Raw genomic sequence first — 19,690 nt, forward strand, 5'->3', positions numbered from 1 at the left:
AGGTGTGCCGGGCCAGCCCGCAGGCAGGGGAAGGTCCTGCGGGAACGAGGACGGCGCACAGGAAACGCCAAGCCCAACCTTCCCCGAACGGGAGGAATATGCCTGTAAACATCAGCATCAAGGAGCTTCTTGAGGCGGGGGTTCACTTCGGCCACGAGCGCAAGCGCTGGAACCCCAAGTTCAGCCGCTATATCTATGCGGAGCGCAACGGCATCCACATCATCGACCTGCAGAAGACCATGGTGGAGCTGGAGCGCACCTTTCGCTTCCTCGAGGACCTGGCCATGCGGGGAGGCACCATCCTCTTCGTGGGCACCAAGAAGCAGGCCCAGGACATCATCCGCATGGAAGCGGAGCGGGCGGGGATGCCCTACGTGAACCAGCGCTGGCTGGGTGGGATGCTCACCAACTTCAAGACCATCTCCCAGCGGGTGAACCGCCTGGAGGAGCTGGAGAACCTCTTCGCCTCCCCGGAGATCCAGGACCGGCCCAAGAAGGAGCAGGTGCGCCTGAAGCACGAGTTGGACCGCCTGCAGAAATACCTTTCGGGCTTCCGCCGTCTGAAGCGCCTTCCTGACGCCATCTTCGTGGTGGACCCCACCAAGGAGGCCATCGCCGTGAGGGAGGCCCGCAAGCTCTTCATCCCCGTGGTGGCCCTGGCGGACACCGACTCCGACCCCGAGCTGGTGGATTACATCATCCCCGGCAACGACGACGCCATCCGCTCCATCCAGCTCATCGTCTCCCGGGCCGTGGACCTTATCATCCAGGCCCGGGGCGGGGTGGTGGAACCCTCCCCCTCCTACGCCCTGGTGGAGGAGGCCGAAAGGGCAGAGGCCCAGGTCCAGGGGGCATCCGACTTCGGCGAGGACGAGGTGGAAGCATGAGCCAGATGGAACTCATCAAGAAGCTGCGCGAGGCCACGGGGGCCGGCATGATGGATGTGAAGAAGGCCCTCGAGGACGCTGGCTGGAATGAGGAGAAGGCTGTCCAGCTCCTCCGGGAGCGGGGGGCCATGAAGGCGGCCAAGAAGGCGGAGCGAGAGGCTCGGGAAGGGGTCATCGGCCACTACATCCACCACAACCAGCGGGTGGGGGTCCTGGTGGAGCTGAACTGCGAGACCGACTTCGTGGCCCGGAACGAGATCTTCCAGAACCTGGCCCGGGATCTGGCCATGCACATCGCCATGATGAACCCCCGCTACGTCTCCGCTGAGGAGATCCCCGCTGAGGAGCTGGAGAAGGAGCGCCAGATCTACATCCAGGCCGCCCTCAACGAGGGCAAACCCGCTCAGATTGCGGAGAAGATCGCCGAGGGGCGCCTGAAGAAGTACCTGGAGGAGGTAGTCCTTCTGGAACAGCCCTTCGTCAAGGACGACAAGATCCGGGTGAAGGAGCTGATCCAGGAGGCCATCGCCAAGACCGGGGAGAACATCGTGGTACGGCGCTTCTGCCGCTTTGAGCTGGGGGCGTAGGCCATGGGGCAAACCGGGGCCCTTACCCAAAGGGGCCCCGGTTTTGTTAAATCCGGTTGGGGGACCAGTCAAGCCATGAAGTATAAGAGGGTTCTCCTCAAGCTTTCCGGCGAGTTTCTGACCGCAAACGGCTTCGGCATCGAACCCGAGGCCACCAAGGCCCTGGCCAAGGAGATCAAGGCCGCCTACGACACGGGAGTCCAGCTGGCCATCGTGATTGGGGCGGGGAACCTCTGGCGGGGAGCAAGGCAGGGGGTGGGTATGGACCGGGCCACCGCCGACTATATCGGCATGCTGGCCACCATCATGAATGCCCTAGCCCTGCAAGACGCCCTGGAGTCCCTGGGGATCCCCACCCGGGTCCAGACCGCCCTCACCATCACCCAGGTGGCCGAGCCCTACATCCGCAGGCGGGCCCTGCGCCACCTGGAGAAGGAACGCATCGTCATCTTCGGCGGAGGGACGGGCAACCCCTTCTTCTCCACGGACACCGCCGCCGCCCTAAGGGCCCTGGAGGTGGGGGCCGAGGTGGTCCTCATGGCCAAGAACAAGGTGGACGGGGTTTATTCCGACGACCCCCGGAAGAATCCCAACGCGGTGCGCTTTGACGAGCTCACCTACCTGGAGGTCCTGAACCGGGGCCTGCAGGTCATGGACACCACCGCCATCACCCTGTGCATGGAAGCGGGGCTTCCCATCGTGGTGTTTGACATCTTCAAACCCGGCGCCCTGGTGGGTATTATCCAGGGGGAAAAGGTGGGTACCCTGATCCACACCTGAAGGAGGTACCATGAGCCTGAAAGAGCTTTACGCGGAAACACGGGCGCACATGCAAAAGAGCCTCGAGGCCCTGGAGCACAACCTGGCGGGCCTTCGTACCGGGCGGGCCAACCCCGCCCTTCTCCTCCACCTCAAGGTGGAGTACTACGGCACCCATGTGCCCCTGAACCAGATCGCCACCGTAACCGCCCCCGACGCCAAGACCCTGGTGGTGCAGTCCTGGGACCAAAATGCCCTAAAGGCCATAGAGAAGGCCATCCGCGACTCGGACCTGGGCTTGAACCCCACCAACAAGGGGGATGCCCTGTACATCAACATTCCCCCCCTCACCGAGGAACGGCGCAAGGACCTGGTGAAAACCGCCCGCCACTACGCCGAGGAGGGACGGATCGCCATCCGCAACGTCCGGCGCGAGGCCTTGGAAAAACTCAAGAAACTCTCCAAGGAACTCCACCTCTCGGAGGACGATACCAAGCGGGCGGAAGCCGAAATCCAGAAGATCACCGACGAGTTCATCGCCAAGGCCGACGAGCTTCTGGAGAAGAAGGAGCAGGAGATCCTAGGTTAGGAAGCCCCTTAGGACCCACCTTTTGTCTGCTGTGGACGGCTTGTCCAAACCTTATGGGCCCCTTACGTGGGGGCCCACGGGGAAGGAGGGGTGATGGAGGGCAGGGACGACCTGCCCACCCGGGTCCTTTCCGCCCTGGTAGGGGTTCTTTTGCTCCTATGGGTGCTCTGGGGGGGGCTCGCCTTAATCCTGCCCACCCTGGTTTTCGTCCTGTGGCTGGGGAGCCTGGAGCTTAGGGACATGCTGGCCAAAAGGGGCATCCGCTTGAATCTGCCCTTCCTGGTGGGCGGGGGGGTACTCCTCTTCCTCTTCTCCTTGCCCCAGCTCTACTGGCACTTCCCCCAGGTGCCCTGGCGGGAAGTGGCCCTGGGGCTTTTCCTATTGGGAAGCTTCAGCCATGAGCTGCTCAGGGGAGCCGACCTCACCCGCTTCGCCTTCACCCTCATGGCCTTCTTGTACCTGCCCTGGAGCCTGGGGTATGTTCTCCTCCTGCGGGAGATCCCGGACAGCACCCTGGGCTTTTGGACCCTTTCCCTGCCCCTGGTGGCCAGCTTCGCCACCGACATCGGCGCCTACTTCGTGGGCCGGGCCCTGGGCCGGCAAAAGCTGGCCCCGGAAATCTCCCCCGGTAAGACGGTGGAGGGCTCCTTGGGGGGGATTGCGGTAAGCTTTCTGGCCCTGGCCCTCTACACCGGGCTGGTGCGGGAGGTCTTCCCCTTCGGCCTCCTGGAACTTTGGCTTTTCAGCTTCCTCCTTTCCTTGGCCGCCCAGCTTGGGGACCTGGTGGAGTCCATGTTGAAGCGGTACTGTGGGGTGAAGGACTCGGGGCACTTCCTTCCCGGCCACGGAGGGCTTCTGGATAGGATCGACAGCCTTCTCTTCACCTTCCCCCTCACCTACTTTTTGGTGGTGCTCTTCACATGAAACGGGTGGTGATCCTGGGTTCCACGGGTTCCATAGGGCGGCAGGCCCTCGAGGTCTGCCGCTGGCAGGGCTTTCGGGTGGTGGGGCTCGCCGCCGGGAGAAACCTGGAGGCGCTCTCCCAGCAGATAGCCGAGTGGCAACCCCTCCTGGTGGCTGCAGACCCAAGCCTGCGCGGGGAACTGAAGGCCCGCTTCCCCTGGTTAACGTTAGGTACCCCGGAGGAGGTGGCCGCCCTGGAGGCCGAGGTGGCCGTGGCCGCCATTCCCGGTCTTGCGGGCCTTTCCCCCACCCGGGTGGCGGCCCAGACGGGCAAGCGCATCGCCTTGGCCAATAAGGAAGCCATGGTGGCCGCAGGGCCCCTCCTCTGGCAGGAGGTGGAGGCTCATGGGGCTGAGATCCTCCCCGTGGACTCGGAGCACTCGGCCCTCTTCCAGGCCCTCTTGGGGGAGAAGCGGGAGGGCGTGGCCGAGCTCATCCTGACGGCCAGCGGCGGACCCTTTTTAAGGGAGCCTGGGGACCTCTCTCAGGTCACGCCGGAGATGGCCCTCAACCACCCTCGCTGGCGCATGGGCCCCAAGGTGACGATAGACTCGGCCACCCTCTTCAACAAGGGCCTCGAAGTCCTCGAAGCCAAGGAGCTCTTCCGCTTTCCCCTGGAGAGGATTAAAGTTCTGGTCCACCCCCAGGCCTACGTGCATGGGCTTGTGCGCCTCATTGACGGTAGCCTTAAGGCCCAACTGGGCCCCACGGACATGCGCCTTCCCATCCAGTACGCCCTCACCTACCCCGAAAGGGCGAAAACCCCTTTGCAGAACCTCCCCATCCCCGGGGTGCTGGAGTTTTTCGAGCCGGACCTAAAGCGCTTCCCCGCCCTGGCGGTGGCCTATGAGGCGGGAAGGCGGGGCGGGGTGGCCCAGGTAGCGGTTTCCGCCGCCGACGAGGTGGCGGTGGAGGCATTTTTGGCTGGCCGAATCCCCTTCACCGATATCCCCAAAATCCTGGCCCAGGTCCTGGAAAACACCCCTTCCCTTCCCCTAACATGGGAGAACCTCTTCGCCGTGGATGCCTGGGCCCGGGAGGAGGCCAAGAGGTGGGCATGAGCTTGATCTGGTTTCTCATCATCATCGGGGTCAGCATCTTTGTGCACGAACTGGGGCACTACCTGGCAGCGCGGGTCCAAGGGGTGCGGGTCAAGGCCTTCAGCCTGGGCTTCGGCCCCATCCTATGGAAACGGCAGGCCTGGGGCACCGAGTGGCGGCTTTCTGCCATTCCTCTGGGGGGGTACGCGGACATCGAAGGCCTCCTCCCCGAGGAGCGGGGCCGGGGATACGATGCCCTTCCCTTCCCGGGGAAGCTTTTGGTCCTGGTGGCCGGGGTCGTCATGAACGTCCTCATGGCCTGGGGACTCCTCGCCTACCTCTTCAGCGTCCAAGGGGTGCCGGAGGCCGCGGGAAGGGCGGTGATCCTGGAAGTCCTCCCGGGGAGCGTGGCGGAAAGAGCGGGGCTACGGGCCGGCGACATCCTGGTGGCCGTGGACGGTACCCCCCTCGCCCAGGCCCAGGGGATTGAGCGGGTGAAGACCCCAGGGGAGCACACCCTCACCGTGCGCCGTCAGGGCCAGGAGCTCACCCTCTCCCTCACCTGGCAGGAGGGCGTGGAACGGCTTGGGGTGGTGTACCAACCCGAGGTGGCCTTCCGCCGGGTGGGGTTCTTGGAAGGACTGGGGCTAGCCGTGGGCCGTACCCTGGCCTTCGGACCCCAGATGGTGAAGGCCCTGGTGGGAGGGCTTTTGGGCGTGCTGGCGGGAAATCCCGACAACGGGGTCATGGGACCGGTGGGGATCGTGGCGGAAACAGGCCGGGCAGCCCAGGAGGGCCTTTTCCGCCTGTTGGAGCTTACCGTGGCCATCAACCTCTCCCTGGCCCTTTTCAACCTTTTGCCCATTCCTGCCCTGGATGGCGGGCGTATTCTCCTCCTCTTCCTCTCCCGTTTCCTCCGCATCCGCCCCGAGCAGGAGGCCATGGTCCACTACCTGGGCTTCGTCTTCCTCATCCTTCTGGTCATCCTGGTCACCTTCCAGGACCTAAGGCGGCTTCTCGGGGGCTAGATGGAGGCCACGGTCCTCATCCCTGCCTACAATGAGGAGGCCACCATCGCAGGGGTGGTGCGGGTGGCCAAGGAGGCAGGTTTCCCCGTGGTGGTGGCCGACGATGGCTCAGAGGACCGCACCGCCCAGGAAGCCGCCAGGGCTGGAGCCCAGGTGGTGCGCCTGCCCCACAACCGGGGTAAGGGCGGGGCCATCGCGGAAGGGCTCAAACGGGTGAACACCCCCTTGGTCCTCCTCCTGGATGCGGATCTTCTGGGTCTTGCCCCGTACCACTTGGAGTCCCTGCTGGACCCTGTGGCAAAGGGGAAGGCGGAGATGACGGTGGGCGTCTTCCGAGGGGGAAGGCTTTCCACGGATCTCGCCATGCGCCTCACCCCCTTTCTCTCCGGACAGCGAGCCCTGAAAACGGAGGATTTGCGAAGGGTGCGGGGCCTCGAGAACGCCCGATACGACCTGGAGCTCCTCCTCACCCGCCACGCCAAAAAGGCGGGCTGGCGGGTCCTCTACCTGCCCCTTCCGGGGGTGAGCCAGGTGATGAAGGAGGAAAAGCGGGGGCTCATTCCCGGTTTTGCTCACCGCCTTCGCATGTACCGGGAAATCCTCCGCTACTACCTCAAGGCCAAGGCCTAAGGCCCTTGCCGGGGCGTGAGGGCCTGTGGGAGCCTTAAAAGCTCCACCCAGGCCTCCCCGGTGCGGTAGGCCACCACCCCGAGGCCCGGAACCAGGAAGATCTCCTTGAGGTCCGTACCCCCCTTCTCCGTGGTGTAGGCCACCCGGACCCGGTAGGCGTTGAAGGCCCCGGCCTTTACCCTTACCCCTTCTATCCCCTCCACCCGGGCGGAGAGAGCCACTCGTTGCCCACGGAACTGGGCGCTTCCCCCCCAGGAAAGCCCCAGGTCCAGCCTCGAGGGGTAGAGAAGGAGGGGGGGCGTAAAGGGAAAGTACCCCTCGGGCAGACCCACCCCCAGGAGAAAAAGCCCCTCGGCACCCCCTTTGAGCCGGTCCTCCCGGAACACGCGCCCCTCCTTCCCGTAGCGGAGGCGATACCCCTCCTGGGTGGGAAGAAGCTCCTGCTGGGTGCCATCGGAGTACAGGTACCGTCCCCCTCCCTGGGGAAAGACCTGGCCAAGAGCCAGGGAAAGGAAAACCGGCACCGCCCAGAGGAACCGCCAAAACCCCCCGCCCTTAGAGCCTCCCATACCCTTACTCCGCCTCTCCCAGCTCGTGCCCCCGCCGGGTGGCGGCCTCCACCGCCTCGTAGAAGGCGGCTCTTAGGGAGCGGGCCTCGAGGGCGTGGAGGCCGTGGATGGTGGTTCCCCCGGGGCTTGCCACCTCGTCCTTGAGTTGGGCCGGATGGCGGCTTTTCAAGAGCTCCCCCGTGGCCGCCAGGGCCTCCGCCGCCAGGCGCAGGGCCAGGGCCCGGGGCATACCCATCTTCACCCCGGCATCCGCCAGGGCCTCGGCCACCACCGCCAGATAGGCGGGAGCAGAGGCGGACATGGCGGTGAAGGGGTCAAAGAGGTGCTCGGGGATCTCGTACACATCCCCCACGGTGGCGAAAAGGGACCGGGCAAAGTCCAGGTCCCCTGCCTCCCGGGCCTCCCTCAAAGCGGTAAGGGCGGTGGAACTCTCCCCAATCACCGCCGCCAGGTTGGGCATGGCCCGCACCACCCGCCGGGTGTCCAGCCTGCGGGAAAGCACCGCCGTGGATACCCCGGCCATGATGGAGATGTATCCCACCCCGGGGTGGGCGATCTCCGGGGCCAGATGGGGAAAATCCCGGGGCTGGACCGCCAAAAGCACCCGCTCCGCCTGGACGAGTTCCTTAAGGGCTAAAGGACGAAGGCCAAAGGCCTCGGCCAGCTCCCGGGTGCGCTCCGGGGTGCGACCCACCACCCCCACCTCCCCAGGCCTGAGGAAACCCCGGTCCAAGGCCCCCTTCAGGATGCTTTTCCCCATCTTGCCCAGGCCCACGAACACCAGCTTCATGTTCTAGAGTTTACCTTCCGCAGGCGCAGGTAATAAAACCCATCCAGGCCTCCCTCCGGGGCCACATAAACACCCAGGCCCGACCGAAGCACGGGAAAGGGGCAGGCTATGGGCTCCGGCTCAAACTCCGGATGCCGGGCGAGAAAGGCCCGGGCCATCCCCTCCCCTTCCTCCTCCGTCAGGGTGCAGACGCTATACACCAGCACCCCCCCTTCCTCCGTGGCCCGGGCAGCGGTCTCCAGAAGCTTAAGCTGCAACTCCGCCATGCGACTCGGGTCTTCTGGGGCCAGGCGGTAGCGGAGCTCGGGATGGCTCCGGAAAGTGCCGGTTCCGGTGCAAGGAGCATCCAGAAGAACCTTTTTGGCCTTCTCGGGAAGGGGTTCCGTCAGGTCCTGGGTGCGGTAGGCTACCCTCAGGCCCAGCTTCCTCGCCGTCTTCCCCCCCGCCTCCTGGCGCCTGGGGTTCAGGTCGTAGGACACCACCTCCGCCCCCTTGGCGGCCAGGTAAAAGGCCTTAAGCCCCGCACCCCCGCACAGGTCCAGCACCTTTTCCCCGGGGACAGGGTTAAGAAGCTGGGCGGCAAAGAGGGAAGCGGGGTTCTGAGGCTGGAGGCCTAAAGCGGAAAAGTCGGTTTTTCCTCCCTCCCAGAGGTAGCTATCGGGGATGGGTCCTGGCTTCAATCCCTCCACGGAGCGGTAAGCGGTGACGAAGAGGGGAGCGGGCTCGTTGAACCCCTCGGCGAAGGCCACCTGGCCAAAGAATCTTCGCCAGGCTTGGCAAAGCCAGTCGGGCAGGCTGAGGCGCACGCACTCCGGGGCCTCCCGCAGGCTCAAACGACGGAGTACGGCGTTGACCAGGCCGGCGAGGCGAGGGGAAACCTTTTTGGCCTCCTCCACCCAGGGGCTCACCCGGGCATGGTCGGGCTTGCCGGAAAGCCATTCCCAGGCCCCCAGGCGCAGAATCCAACGCACCATGGAAGGGAGTCTCTCCGGCCTCTTGAGGTAAGGCTCCAAGAGAAAGTCCAGAAACCTAAGGTGGCGCAGGACCCCGTACACCAAATGGGTGGCGTAGGCCCTGTCCCGCTCGGGCCAGAACAGGTGGTCCAAAGCCCGGTCCAAAAATAGTTGGGCCCTGCTGCCCCGCTCCACCTCGAGGAGGATGCGAACGGCGAGGGCCCTGGGGCTTTCCGGCCTCAAGACTCCAGGGGATGGGCCTTGATGCTGAACTTAAGGGCGGTCCGCTCCTCGTTCTCCAGGTCCAGCTTGACGAAGGCCGGCTTGACCACCAGGTCCAGGTTGTCGGGGGCGATGTACCCCCGGGCGATGGCGATGGCCTTCACCGCCTGGTTCACCGCCTGGGGCCCGATGGCCTGCACCTCCACCTCCCCCTTGGTGCGCAAGAGCGCCGCAATGGCGCCGGCCACGGAGTTGGGGCGGGACTTGGAAGACACGCGCAACGTTTCCACTTTGACCTCCTGAAAGCTCCTGGGCCACCCCGCTTTGGAAGGGCATGGGCGGCTTCAGGCCCATGGTAGAGCAAAAGGGCCCCACGTGCAACTAGGAAGCCAGAACCCGTTCCTCCAGGCCCTTAAGAAGGCTTTCTATGTTCTCCTGCATGAGCTTTTGCACCAGCTTCTGCAAAAGCCCCCCGAAGATGGGGATGGTGAGTTCATAGGTCAGGCTCAGGACCACCCGGGTCCCCTCCTCCTCCGGCAGGAAGACCCAGGTGCCCTCGTACCGGTCAAAATCCCCTTCCGGGGAGTAGAAGCGGTTCCTTAGGTTCTGGTCGTCCCACTCCTCCTCTTCCAGCCAGCGCACCTTCTTGCCCATGGCCACCGCCACCCATTCGCTTCGGGTGCGGTTGCCCTCCTGGGAGAGCACCTTGAGGCTTTCCACCTCCTTGAGGTAGGGCTTCAAGCCCTCCAGGTCCTTGGCCAGGGCATACACCTTTTCCGCTGGCGCCTTGATCAAGCGTTCCGCGCGCACCTCAGGCATGGGCTCTTTTTACCCGCTTTCCTCCTCCTTGACAAGCCGGTAGGCCTCTAGTGCCACGGAAAGGGGAAACCCCCGGCCCTGAAGGAAGCGCACCGCCTTGGCCTTGTCCTGGCGGCGGGAGTAGCGGCGAAGAACCCTTAGAGCTGCCTCCAGGTTCTCCTCCTCCCCATAGGCGGCCAGCGCTTCCTCCACCACCTCCTCCGCCACCCCCTGGGCCCTTAGGAGGTGGCGGAGCTTATGAGGACCGTACTTCCGCCTGGCGGCCACGAAGGCTTCCGCAAAGGCCCGGTCGTCCAAGTAGCCCAGCTCCTCGAGGCGGGCCAAAACCCTTTCCACCTCCCCTTCGGGAAAGCGGCCCAGAAGCTTCTCCCGCAAGCGGGCCCGGCTCATGGCCCTTTGGGAAAGAAGCCTTAGGGCATAGGCCAGGGCCTCAGCCTTTTCCATACCCATAGGGTACGCTAAAGCCCATGCGGGTCTTCGCCATCGCCGACCCCCACCTCTCCCGCCTGCACCCCAAGCCCATGACCGTCTTCGGCCCCAACTGGCAGGGCCACCCGGAGGCCTTCTTCCGGGGCTGGCGGGAGGTGGTGGCGGAGGGGGACCTGGTGATCGTCCCCGGGGACATCTCCTGGGCCATGCGCCTTTCGGAGGCCCTGCCGGACCTTTTAGACCTGGCCGCCTTGCCGGGGAAAAAGGTGCTTCTGAAGGGGAACCACGACTACTGGTGGCCCTCCATAACCCGCCTGAGGGCTGTCCTACCCGAAGGCATGTACGCCCTGCAAAACGATGCCCTGGTCCTGGACGGGGTGGCGGTGGCGGGGAGTAGGGGCTGGCAGTACCCCCCCGCTACCCCGGAGGACGAGCGGATCTTCGCCCGGGAGGTGGAGCGGCTCAAGCTCTCCCTACAGGACCTCAAGGGCAAACCCTACCGCCATCTGGTGGTGGCCTTCCACTTCCCCCCTTTCGGCCCCAAGGGGGAGGCCACCTCCCTTCTGGAGCTGGCCGCGGAGGCCAAGCCCCAGGCCATCGTCTACGGCCACCTGCACGGGGCCGACCCGGAAAAGCTTCCCAAGGAGTACCGGGGCATCCCTCTCCACCTGGTGGCCGCCGATGCCCTGGCCTTCCGTCCCAAGCTGATCCTGGAGGTAGGATAAAGGGGTGATCACCGCCTTCGTACTCATCCGTGCCCGCGGGGACCGGATCGCTGCCCTGGGCGAGGCCATCGCCGAACTCCCCCAGGTGGCCGAGGTTTACTCGGTTACGGGCCCCTTCGACCTGGTGGCCCTTTTGCGCTTAAAGGACCTCGAGGAACTGGACGATGCCGTCACCCAGGGGATCCTGGCCCTGGAAGGGGTGGAGCGCACGGAAACCCTCCTGGCCTTCCGCGCTTACCCCAAGAAGCTCCTGGACCAGGGCTTCGCCCTGGGCGGGGAGTAGGCCTTAAGGCCTTGGTTCCCCCACCCCTGGGCTTCCTCCTAGCCCTGCAAGGAGGGCTACTCCTCCTTGGGGCTTCTGGCATGCTCCTCTTGGGCCTTCCCTTTGGCCAGGCGGGCCCCAAGGAGCTTTTCTATGCCCTGGGCCTCTTCCTGGCCTTGGCCGCTTTGGAGGAAGCCTTCCGGCACCTTTTCCCCGCCTCCTTCCGGGAGGCGGAAAGCCTCCACCGGGCCTTGGGAGAGGCCCTGCGCCGGGCTGGGGTAGGACCCGCAATCCTCCTTCTCCTCGCCCTCCTTTCGGGGGTGGCGGAGGAGGTCTTCTTTCGGGGCCTTTTGCAGAGCCTCCTGGTAGCCTGGCTGGGGCCCTGGGGCCTCCTCCTCCAGGCCCTGGTCTTCGCCCTCCTTCACCCCGCCCCCAGGCGGGCCCTTGCCTACCCGGTTTACACCGGGCTTGCCGGGCTCCTTTTTGGGCTCAGCTACCTTCTCACCGGAAGCCTCCTCCCCGGCATCCTGGCCCATTTCCTTCACAACGCCCGGGGGTTCTACGAGATCTCAAGAGGCTAGAGAAGCCTAGCGCAAATCCCCTTCCCCGGCTAGAACCGGGGCCACATTCTTCGCCCAGAACCTGCTACAATAAAGGCAGAGCTATCAAAACCCTTTCCTAGCCGGTATGAAGGAGGGCTTCCATGAACGAACTGGAGCGCATCCGTCGCCGTCAAGACCTCGAGGCCTACCGGGCCCTGAGCTGGGAGGGCTCCTTCGGCGACTACCTAAGCCTTCTCAAACAAGACCCCAGGCCCTTGAGGACCAGCTTCCAGCGGGTGCACGACATGATCCTCTCCTACGGGGTGGAGGAGTATACCCTCTTCAGGGAGAAGCTCCTCCATTACCGCTTCTTCGAGGACCCCTTCGAAGGGGGAAAGGATGCCATCTTCGGCCTGGACAAACCCCTCATGCGCCTGGTGGCCACCTTAAAAGCTGCCGCCCACCGCCTGGGGCCCGAACGGCGGATCCTCCTCCTCCACGGTCCCGTGGGCTCGGCCAAGAGCACCATCGCCCGGCTCCTTAAGAAGGGCCTCGAGGCCTACAGCCGCACGGAGGAGGGAAAGCTCTTCACCTTCTATTGGAAGACTAAGGAAGGCCCCCTTCCCTGCCCCATGCACGAGGAGCCCCTCCTCCTCCTGCCCAAGGAGATCCGAAACGAGTTTTTGGAGGAGCTTAAGCGCCTCCATCCCGAGTACCCCTACCCCCTCGAGCTGGAGGGGGATCTCTGCCCGGTATGCCGCTTCCAGATGCGGGAGGCCTTGGCCCGTCACGGCGGGGATCTGGCCAAGGTGCTGGAGGAGGAGATCGTGGTGAAGCGCCTGGTCCTCTCGGAAAAGGACCGCATCGGCATCGGCACCTTCCAGCCCAAGGACGAGAAGAACCAGGACTCCACCGAGCTCACCGGGGACATCAACTACCGCAAGGTGGCCATCTACGGCTCCGACTCCGACCCCAGGGCCTTTAACTTCGACGGGGAACTCAACATCGCCAACCGGGGCCTGGTGGAGTTCATCGAGATCCTCAAGCTGGACGTGGCCTTCCTCTACGACCTCCTCACCGCCAGCCAGGAACACAAGATCAAGTCCAAGAAGTTCGCCCAGACGGACATCGATGAGATCATCCTGGGGCATAGCGTCTCCGGAGACACGCCGATCCTGTACCGCTACCGAGGCATCCCTGGGTGGACGACACTCCAAGGCCTCTGGGAAAGGTTCGGCCACGACCCCACGGGACTCGAAGTGCTCGCACACGACTTCTCGTCGGGTAAGACGCGATGGACCCCTGTCCGGTCCATCTTCCGGCACCGGTTTACAGGCGAGATGCTCACCACCTCCCAGAAATGGGGCGTGGTGGAGACGACCCCCAACCACTCCCTATACGACCGCCACGGGCGGACTTTCTACCCGGAGGAGCGGCGCGAAATCGCGGCGGTGCGCCGGATCGATGTGGATCTCGCCTTACAGGAGCAAGAGGCACTTGTGGATGTGGTGGAGGGTGTTGACGGCTTCATCCGCGAAGGCGTTCGTGCAGCGGTGGGAAGCGGACCCCTGACGCGCCCCGCCCGTCCCGGGTGGGCAAGGCTCGCCCTCCCACGGCACGCAACGGAGATCCGAGCGGTTTACCACCCGGTTCGGGACGAAAGCGCCCTCAAGGACCTCCTCACCGTCCTCATCTGGTACGCCACCGAGGGCCACGTGAACGGCAAAAACGGCGGCATCGTGATTAGCCACGGGGACCGGAACGAGTTGGAACGGGTCCGTGGGGCTTACGCTCGCATCACAACCGCACACGGCTACATTGATGCCGGCGCCAAGACCGATTCGGCATGGCGACTCTACCTTGGTTCGCAAGCTATCGCCGCGCTTGCGCGCCACCACTGCGGTGAACACGCAGCCTCCAAGAAGCTCCCGGACTTCCTCTTTCGGTTGCCAAAGCCCTTCCTCCAACACACCTTTGACGAACTGATGCGCACCGACGGCTCCCGTAAGCTCTCCGCAGAGCTCAACCGGACCGCATCGGCCGATTACCGTGCCCGCTTCTTTGAATTCAAGACGATCTCGCCGATGCTGGCAGCTCAAGTGGGCACCCTGGCGACGTTACTCGGTTACGACTATGGCGTCTACCGACAGGAACGGCCTGGTCGGCTCCCGGCTTACCGGATTCGGTTTGTTTCGGGGGATGGCAAGCGCGGGGGCCGCCACCGCCGCTTCCAGGCCCGAGTGCACTCCCGGAAAGCGTTCGCGGAGTGGGTCTACGACATTGAGTGCGAGGGCCTTCACAACTTTGTCTGCGGCGTCGGAAACGTTGTTTGTCACAACACCAATGAGCCCGAATACCGCAAGCTCCAGGCCAACGAGTACATGGAGGCCCTCCGGGACCGCACCATCAAGATCGACGTCCCCTACATCCTGCGGGTTTCCGACGAGGTGAAAATCTACCGGCGGGACTTCAGCAAGGTCAGGGCCAAGCACATCGCCCCCCACACCCTGGAGATGGCCGCCACCTGGGCGGTCCTCACCCGGCTAGAGCCTCCCAAGCGGGCGGGGCTCACCCTCATGCAAAAGCTCAAGCTCTACGACGGCAAGCTCCTTCCCGGCTGGACGGAGGAGGCGGTGCGGGAGCTCATGGCCGAGGCCAAGCGGGAGGGCCTCGAGGGCATCAGCCCCCGCTACATCCAGGACAAGATCTCCAACGTCCTGGTCACCTCGGAGGAACCCTGCATCAACCCCTTCATGGTGATGAACGAGCTGGAAGAGGGCCTCAAGCACCACTCCCTCATCTCCGACGAGAAGACCCGGGAGCGCTACAAGGCCCTTCTGCAGGAGGTGAAGGCGGAGTACGCGGAGATCGTGAAGAACGAGGTGCAAAGGGCCATCGCCGCCGACGAGGAGGCCCTAAACCGCCTCTTCCACAACTACATCGACCACGTGAAGGCCTACGTCCTAGGGGAAAAGGTGAAAAACCCCTACACCGGCGCCCCCGAGCCCCCCAACGAGCGCCTCATGCGCTCCATAGAGGAGCGCATCGAGATCCCCGAGTCCCGCAAGGACGACTTCCGCCGGGAGATCATGAACTATATCGGCGCCCTGGCCCTGGAAGGGAGGCAGTTCACCTACAAGGACAACGAAAGGCTCCGCCGGGCCCTGGAGCTCAAGCTCTTCGACGACCAGAAGGACACCATCCGCCTCTCCGCCCTGGTCTCGGGGGTGGTGGACCCGGAGACCCAGGCCAAGATCGACGTGGTCAAGGCCCGCCTCATCCGCGACCACGGCTACTGCGAGCACTGCGCCAGCGGGGTTTTGGAGTTCGCTGCCTCCATCTTCGCCCGGGGTGAGCGATGAGGCCCATTGAGCGCGACCTTCTGCGCTTTAAGGAGATCGTTCGCGGAGAGGTGAAAAAGCGGGCCCGGGAGTTTTTAACCCGGGAGGAGCTCTTCGGCCAGGTGGAAGGCCGCCTGGTCTCCATCCCCCTGCCCCAGCTGGAGCTCCCCAAGATTGTGTACGGGGAGCCCCTGGGGGAGGACCTAGGCCTTGGGGGGCCGGGGACGGAAAGCCTGGGCCCTTCGGGCCACGTGCCTGTGGCCGAGCTGGAGCTGGAGGAGTTTTTAGACCTCATGGGCGAGGCCCTGCGGCTCCCCCGACTCAGGCCCAAGGGGGAAGGGGAGGTCACCGAGGAGGCCTTCCGCTACACCACCATTGCCCGCAAGGGGCCGAGGGGCCTGCGCCACGTGCGCCGCACCCTTAAGGAAAGCCTCAAGCGGGCCCTCATCACCGGAGAGTACCGCCCGGAGGCGCCCCTTTTGGTCCCCGAGCGGGAGGACCTCCGCTACAAGGCCCCGAGGAGCAAGCCTAGGCCCCACGCCCAGGCGGTGGTCCTCTTCGCCCTGGACGTTTCGGGGAGCATGCGGGAGGAGGAGCTTAGGCTGGTGAAGACCCTCTCCTTCTGGATCACCCTCTGGATCAAGCGCCACTTCCCCCGCCTGGAAAGGCGCTACCTCCTGCACGACGCCGAGGCCTGGGAGGTAACGGAGGAGGAGTTCTTCCGGGCCCGGGAAGGCGGGGGTACCCGGCTTTCCAGCGCCCTCCTGCTGGCGGAGGAGATCCTGAAGCGCTACCCGGAGGCCTTTTACAACCGCTACCTTTACCACTTCTCCGACGGGGAGAACTGGCAGGGGGACACCCCCCAGGCCCTCGAGGCCCTAAGGCGCCTCCTCCCCACCTTGGCCCTCTACGGCTACGCCCAGGTGCAGGGGCCCTACGGCCAGGGACGGTTCCTCGAGGACCTGAAGGAAGCCCTGGGCAAGGAGGAAGGGCTCGCCGCCACGGAGGTACACGGCAAGGAGGATCTGCCCTTGGCCCTTAGGCGGCTTTTGGGAGGCTGAAGGATGCGCAAGGAACTGAGGCGCTGGGCCGAGATCCTGCGGGAAAGAGCCCTGGCGGAAGGGCTTTCCTTTCCCCCGGTGCTCTTTGAGGAGGTAGGTCCAGAGGAGATGGCCATGCTGGCCGCCTACGGGGGGTTCCCCCGGCGCTATTCCCACTGGCGCTTTGGCAGCGAGTATCTGCGCTACCGGGAAACCTACCGCTATGGCCTCGGGCGCATCTACGAGCTGGTGGCCAACACCTACCCCGTGCACGCTTACCTCCTCAAGGGCAACACCCTTCTCGCCCAGAAGCTGGTCATGGCCCACGTCTACGCCCACGCCGACTTCTTTCACCACAACCTGGCCTTCAAACCCATCCCCAAGGACATGGAAGCGGAGATGGCCCACCATGCGGCCTTCGTGGAAAAGGCCATGGAGCGGCATGGGGCGAGAAGCGTGGAGGAGTTTCTGGATCTGGCACTTTCCCTGGAAAACCTCATTGATCCCCACGCCCTCTACATCCAAAGGCAGGCGGGGGAGGATAAGGAGGAAAGACCCCCTGACCGCCTCCAGGTACGCCCCTACCTGGATCCCTACGTGAACCCTCCTCCAGCGCCTCCCAAGGAAGCCGAGGAGGGGGCAAGCCCCATCCCCCTCCCCCCCAGGCCCACCCGGGACATCCTGGGCTTTCTGGCCCGACACGCCCCCTTGGCCCCCTGGCAGAAGGGCATCCTGGAGATCATCCGGGAGGAGAGCCTGTACTACGTCCCCCAGGTGGCCACCAAGATCCTCAACGAGGGCTGGGCCACTTACTGGCACACCCGCCTCCTCCTCCCCCTCCTCTCCCCGGAGGAAGCCTTGGAGTTCGCCGAGCTCCAGGCAGGGCTTCTCGCCCCCCACGGCTTTAACCCCTATCGCTTGGGCTACCTGCTCCTAAAGGAAGTGGAGGAACGCTGGGATAAGGGGCGGTTCGGCCCGGAGTACGAGGCCCTGCCCCTAGGGGAGCGGCTCACCTACGAGAGGCCCACCGGCCTGGGGCTCAAGCAGCTTTTCCAGGTGCGCACCGTCCACACGGACCTGAGCTTCCTGGACAGCTTCCTGACCCCTGAGTTCGCCCTCCGGCAGAGGCTCCTCAACCCCGAGGAGCTGCCCCGCTTCCCCGAAGCCAAGAAAGCCCTCCTCTTCCGCCTCACCAACGGGAGCTACCCCATCGTGGAGCTGGTGGACGCCAACTACGGGAATCGGGGAGAGATCCTTCTGGAACACGCCTACGAGGGCGTGGAGCTGGACCTGAAAAAGACCCAGGCGGTGCTGGAGAACCTCTACCGCCTGTGGGGCCGGCCGGTGCACCTGAAGACGGTGGTGGGGGGGAAGGAAACCCTGCTTTCCGCTGGGAGCTAAGTACCCCGTTGGGGCTTGCGCCCCAACGGGGACCCCCAAAGGGCCATGGGCAAGCCACACTCGCCCTTGTCGATGGGGCCACCTCCGTGCATGGGCACTCAGCGCAACGCCCTGAGGTAGCCGAGGAGAAGGGCCTCGGACAACTCGCCCAGATGGCGGGCCACCAGACGCCCTTCGCTGTCAAAGAAGAAGGTAGTGGGCAACCCCTGGACCCCTAGGGCCTGGGAAAGCTGGGTCTCCGGGTCCAGGAGCACCCACTCTGGGGCAAGCCCCTGCGCCTCCAAAAAAGCCCTCACCGCCGCAGGGCCTTCCCCCTGACTCACAAAGGCGAAACGGACCTCCTTGTGCTCCTGGCTCAGGCGCACCATCATGGGCAGCTCCCGCCGGCAAGGGGGGCACCAGGTGGCCCAGGTGTTGAGCACCAAAGGCTTGCCCCGAAAGTCTTGCAGGTTCACGGGCGTCCCCCCCAGGGAGGACAGCTCCAGCTTGGGCAGGCGCGCCTCCTGCCCCCCGCCACCCCGGGTGAAGAGCACCCCCGCCGTCAGGCCGGCCAGCGCCACCGCCACCAAGGCATAGCGCCAAAGATGCTTGGGCACCACCATCAGCGCATACCCTCCTCCAACCAGGATACCCCAGACGGGGTCAAACCCCCCCTGCCAGACGTAGAGCATCGAGAGGGGCTCCTTGGCGAACGTGGAAAGGTTTTCCAGAACGAACCCCAAGCGCGCCCCCACCAGGCCCAGGAAAACAGCGTTGTAGGCCCAGGGGGAGAACCTGCGGTCCACCTTCCGGGCCAGGAACTCCGCCGTCCCCACCAGGACCAAAAGGACCAAGGCCACCTGGATCCTCGTCCAGGGAATGGCCAAAGGCCCCACCTGTACGGCGTCCATCAGCGGACCAGCGGATACCCCGCCCGCTCGATGGCCAAGACCCCGCCCTCCAGGTTGTAGAGGTTGGTGTACCCTTTCCGCTTCAGGTACTCCGCCGCCTGGCGGCTGCGGTTGCCGCTACGGCAATAGAGGTAGACCGGCTTGTCCTTGGGAAGGGTATCCGCCCACTGGGCAACGGCCTCCACCGGTAGGTTGATGGCCCCAGGGACGTGCCCCTCGGCAAACTCCTGGGGGGTGCGCACGTCCACCACCACCGCCCCCTGGTCCACCGCCTGGTAAAGCTCCTCGGGGCCTATGTTCTGGTAGCTTCCCTTAGGCCCGCAGGCCGCCAGGGCCAGGAGGGCAAAAAACCCAAGTAGCGCCAGTAGCGCCCGCCGGGTCATGTTAGGCGCTCACCCCCACCGCCTTGCGGATGGCCTGGAGGAACTGGGAAAGGGGCTGGGCCCCGAGGATCCTCTCCTTGCCGTGGTTCACAACGGTGTCCGGCACCCCGTGGATGTGGTAGCGGCTGGAGAGCTCGGGGAACTCGTTGGCCTCAATCATCTCGCCCCAGACCTTGGGGGAGGCGTAGGCCATGCGGTGGGCGGTGCGCACCGCCTGCGGGCAGTAGGGGCAGGTGGGGGTTACGAAGACCTGGAGCACCACCTCCTCGCGGAGGTTGTTGAGCTCCTGGACCACGTTTTCCGGCAAGCCATGGCCGTCGCGCCCCAGCATCTCGATGTCCTCGAGGAGGCTTGCAAACTCATACCCCGCCGGGATGCCCCGGTAGCGCAGGTTGATGGCCTCTGAACCCTTCTCCCGCAGGATCAGGGTGGGGGGATCCTCCACCTTGTACTCCTTGGCCTTCTCCTTGCCCTCGGGGGTGGCCAGGTCGTAGACCACCAGGTGAAGCTTGTCGGAAAGGGCCGCCAGCTCCTCCAAAAGCTGCTTGGTTTCCTTGCAGTACAGGCAGGGCTCCTTACCCGGGGCGATCAGGGTGGAGGTGTCGGTGAAAAGCACCAGCTCCACATCCCGCACCAGGTTGGAAAGCCGCTCGCGTACGATTTCCTGCTCCTTAGGTCCCAATAGCGCCATCGTCTCCTCCTGGATACCCCCGTAGGGGTACATCCTTTGCTGAATATAGCAGATGTTTCCCGTAAAGAATAGACCTCCGCGCACCCTGTCCCCGTTGACACCTAGTACCCCCATAGGGTATAGTGGCGGCGTGGGGACAATAGTCCCATC

At 64.8% G+C, this 19,690-nt stretch carries 23 protein-coding genes; 14 read left to right on the plus strand and 9 right to left on the minus strand.

Features of this window, described 5'->3' with window-relative positions; genetic code table 11:
- Nucleotides 1–98 precede the first annotated feature (98 nt).
- The 8 genes from rpsB to C2847_RS06555 all read left to right on the plus strand — a co-directional run bounded on the left by rpsB (nucleotide 99) and on the right by C2847_RS06555 (nucleotide 6,483).
- The gene (rpsB, locus tag C2847_RS06520; RefSeq protein ID WP_105317631.1) at nucleotides 99–887 is read left to right on the plus strand and encodes a 30S ribosomal protein S2; all 789 of its coding nucleotides are present in this window, start codon (nucleotides 99–101) and stop codon (nucleotides 885–887) included.
- Complete coding sequence (tsf, locus tag C2847_RS06525) at nucleotides 884–1,474, plus strand: translation elongation factor Ts (protein WP_105317632.1); 591 nt, start codon at nucleotides 884–886, stop codon at nucleotides 1,472–1,474. Before rpsB ends, tsf begins: the two co-directional genes overlap by 4 nt.
- Nucleotides 1,475–1,549: 75 nt before the next feature.
- Complete coding sequence (gene pyrH / locus C2847_RS06530) at nucleotides 1,550–2,254, plus strand: UMP kinase (RefSeq protein WP_038029605.1); 705 nt, start codon at nucleotides 1,550–1,552, stop codon at nucleotides 2,252–2,254.
- Between the two features lie 10 nt (nucleotides 2,255–2,264).
- Nucleotides 2,265–2,822, plus strand: coding sequence for a ribosome recycling factor (gene frr, locus C2847_RS06535; RefSeq protein ID WP_105317633.1), 558 nt, complete (start codon nucleotides 2,265–2,267; stop codon nucleotides 2,820–2,822).
- Nucleotides 2,823–2,915: 93 nt separating this feature from the next.
- Nucleotides 2,916–3,746, plus strand: a complete 831-nt coding sequence (locus tag C2847_RS06540; protein WP_105317634.1) for a phosphatidate cytidylyltransferase — start codon at nucleotides 2,916–2,918, stop codon at nucleotides 3,744–3,746.
- Entirely contained in the window at nucleotides 3,743–4,846 is a 1,104-nt protein-coding gene (gene dxr, locus C2847_RS06545; RefSeq protein WP_105317635.1) for a 1-deoxy-D-xylulose-5-phosphate reductoisomerase, read from the plus strand. Before C2847_RS06540 ends, dxr begins: the two co-directional genes overlap by 4 nt.
- Nucleotides 4,843–5,853 carry a M50 family metallopeptidase gene (locus C2847_RS06550; RefSeq protein WP_105317636.1) on the plus strand — a complete coding sequence of 337 codons (1,011 nt, stop codon included), beginning with the start codon at nucleotides 4,843–4,845 and terminating at the stop codon, nucleotides 5,851–5,853. The genes dxr and C2847_RS06550 overlap by 4 nt, the downstream gene beginning before the upstream one ends.
- A complete protein-coding gene (locus C2847_RS06555) occupies nucleotides 5,854–6,483 on the plus strand; it encodes a glycosyltransferase family 2 protein (RefSeq protein ID WP_105317637.1) in 630 nt (209 codons plus the stop codon).
- Here C2847_RS06555 and C2847_RS06560 read toward each other — a convergent pair.
- From C2847_RS06560 to C2847_RS06585, 6 genes are all read right to left on the minus strand, one after another.
- Nucleotides 6,480–7,052 carry a hypothetical protein gene (locus C2847_RS06560; protein WP_105317638.1) on the minus strand — a complete coding sequence of 191 codons (573 nt, stop codon included), beginning with the start codon at nucleotides 7,050–7,052 and terminating at the stop codon, nucleotides 6,480–6,482. The genes C2847_RS06555 and C2847_RS06560 overlap by 4 nt on opposite strands.
- A gap of 4 nt (nucleotides 7,053–7,056) precedes the next feature.
- Complete coding sequence (gene proC, locus C2847_RS06565) at nucleotides 7,057–7,842, minus strand: pyrroline-5-carboxylate reductase (protein WP_105317639.1); 786 nt, start codon at nucleotides 7,840–7,842, stop codon at nucleotides 7,057–7,059.
- Nucleotides 7,839–9,038, minus strand: a complete 1,200-nt coding sequence (locus tag C2847_RS06570) for a transcription antitermination factor NusB (protein ID WP_105317640.1) — start codon at nucleotides 9,036–9,038, stop codon at nucleotides 7,839–7,841. Before C2847_RS06570 ends, proC begins: the two co-directional genes overlap by 4 nt.
- On the minus strand, nucleotides 9,035–9,307 hold the full coding sequence (locus C2847_RS06575; protein ID WP_014515944.1) for a stage V sporulation protein S: 273 nt from the start codon (nucleotides 9,305–9,307) through the stop codon (nucleotides 9,035–9,037). The genes C2847_RS06570 and C2847_RS06575 overlap by 4 nt, the downstream gene beginning before the upstream one ends.
- A gap of 91 nt (nucleotides 9,308–9,398) precedes the next feature.
- A complete protein-coding gene (locus C2847_RS06580; protein WP_105317641.1) occupies nucleotides 9,399–9,836 on the minus strand; it encodes a type II toxin-antitoxin system RatA family toxin in 438 nt (145 codons plus the stop codon).
- A 9-nt stretch (nucleotides 9,837–9,845) separates the two neighbouring features.
- Complete coding sequence (locus tag C2847_RS06585; RefSeq protein ID WP_105317642.1) at nucleotides 9,846–10,286, minus strand: regulatory protein RecX; 441 nt, start codon at nucleotides 10,284–10,286, stop codon at nucleotides 9,846–9,848.
- 17 nt (nucleotides 10,287–10,303) lie between these two features.
- On the opposite strand from C2847_RS06585, the gene C2847_RS06590 reads away from it, so the two are divergent.
- The 6 genes from C2847_RS06590 to C2847_RS06615 all read left to right on the plus strand — a co-directional run bounded on the left by C2847_RS06590 (nucleotide 10,304) and on the right by C2847_RS06615 (nucleotide 17,576).
- A complete protein-coding gene (locus tag C2847_RS06590; protein WP_105317643.1) occupies nucleotides 10,304–10,990 on the plus strand; it encodes a metallophosphoesterase in 687 nt (228 codons plus the stop codon).
- Between the two features lie 4 nt (nucleotides 10,991–10,994).
- A complete protein-coding gene (locus C2847_RS06595; protein ID WP_105317644.1) occupies nucleotides 10,995–11,273 on the plus strand; it encodes an Lrp/AsnC family transcriptional regulator in 279 nt (92 codons plus the stop codon).
- A gap of 11 nt (nucleotides 11,274–11,284) precedes the next feature.
- On the plus strand, nucleotides 11,285–11,833 hold the full coding sequence (locus tag C2847_RS06600; RefSeq protein WP_105317645.1) for a CPBP family intramembrane glutamic endopeptidase: 549 nt from the start codon (nucleotides 11,285–11,287) through the stop codon (nucleotides 11,831–11,833).
- Nucleotides 11,834–11,955: 122 nt separating this feature from the next.
- A complete protein-coding gene (locus C2847_RS06605; RefSeq protein ID WP_105317646.1) occupies nucleotides 11,956–15,156 on the plus strand; it encodes a serine/threonine protein kinase in 3,201 nt (1,066 codons plus the stop codon).
- On the plus strand, nucleotides 15,153–16,196 hold the full coding sequence (locus C2847_RS06610; RefSeq protein ID WP_105317647.1) for a DUF444 family protein: 1,044 nt from the start codon (nucleotides 15,153–15,155) through the stop codon (nucleotides 16,194–16,196). Before C2847_RS06605 ends, C2847_RS06610 begins: the two co-directional genes overlap by 4 nt.
- A 3-nt stretch (nucleotides 16,197–16,199) precedes the next feature.
- Nucleotides 16,200–17,576 (plus strand): SpoVR family protein, encoded by a 1,377-nt coding sequence (locus tag C2847_RS06615; RefSeq protein WP_105317648.1) that lies wholly within the window; start codon nucleotides 16,200–16,202, stop codon nucleotides 17,574–17,576.
- Between the two features lie 98 nt (nucleotides 17,577–17,674).
- Here C2847_RS06615 and C2847_RS06620 read toward each other — a convergent pair whose 3' ends face one another.
- From C2847_RS06620 to pdo, 3 genes are read right to left on the minus strand one after another with little or no spacing between them, the layout of a single operon-like run.
- Nucleotides 17,675–18,466 carry a TlpA disulfide reductase family protein gene (locus C2847_RS06620; protein ID WP_105317649.1) on the minus strand — a complete coding sequence of 264 codons (792 nt, stop codon included), beginning with the start codon at nucleotides 18,464–18,466 and terminating at the stop codon, nucleotides 17,675–17,677.
- Complete coding sequence (locus C2847_RS06625; RefSeq protein WP_105317650.1) at nucleotides 18,466–18,849, minus strand: rhodanese-like domain-containing protein; 384 nt, start codon at nucleotides 18,847–18,849, stop codon at nucleotides 18,466–18,468. Before C2847_RS06625 ends, C2847_RS06620 begins: the two co-directional genes overlap by 1 nt.
- A gap of 1 nt (nucleotide 18,850) precedes the next feature.
- Complete coding sequence (pdo, locus tag C2847_RS06630) at nucleotides 18,851–19,540, minus strand: protein disulfide oxidoreductase (protein WP_105317669.1); 690 nt, start codon at nucleotides 19,538–19,540, stop codon at nucleotides 18,851–18,853.
- Nucleotides 19,541–19,690: the final 150 nt, after the last annotated feature.

It is taken from the genome of Thermus tenuipuniceus, assembly GCF_002964845.1.
In the GTDB taxonomy this organism is placed as follows: Bacteria; Deinococcota; Deinococci; order Deinococcales; family Thermaceae; genus Thermus; species Thermus tenuipuniceus.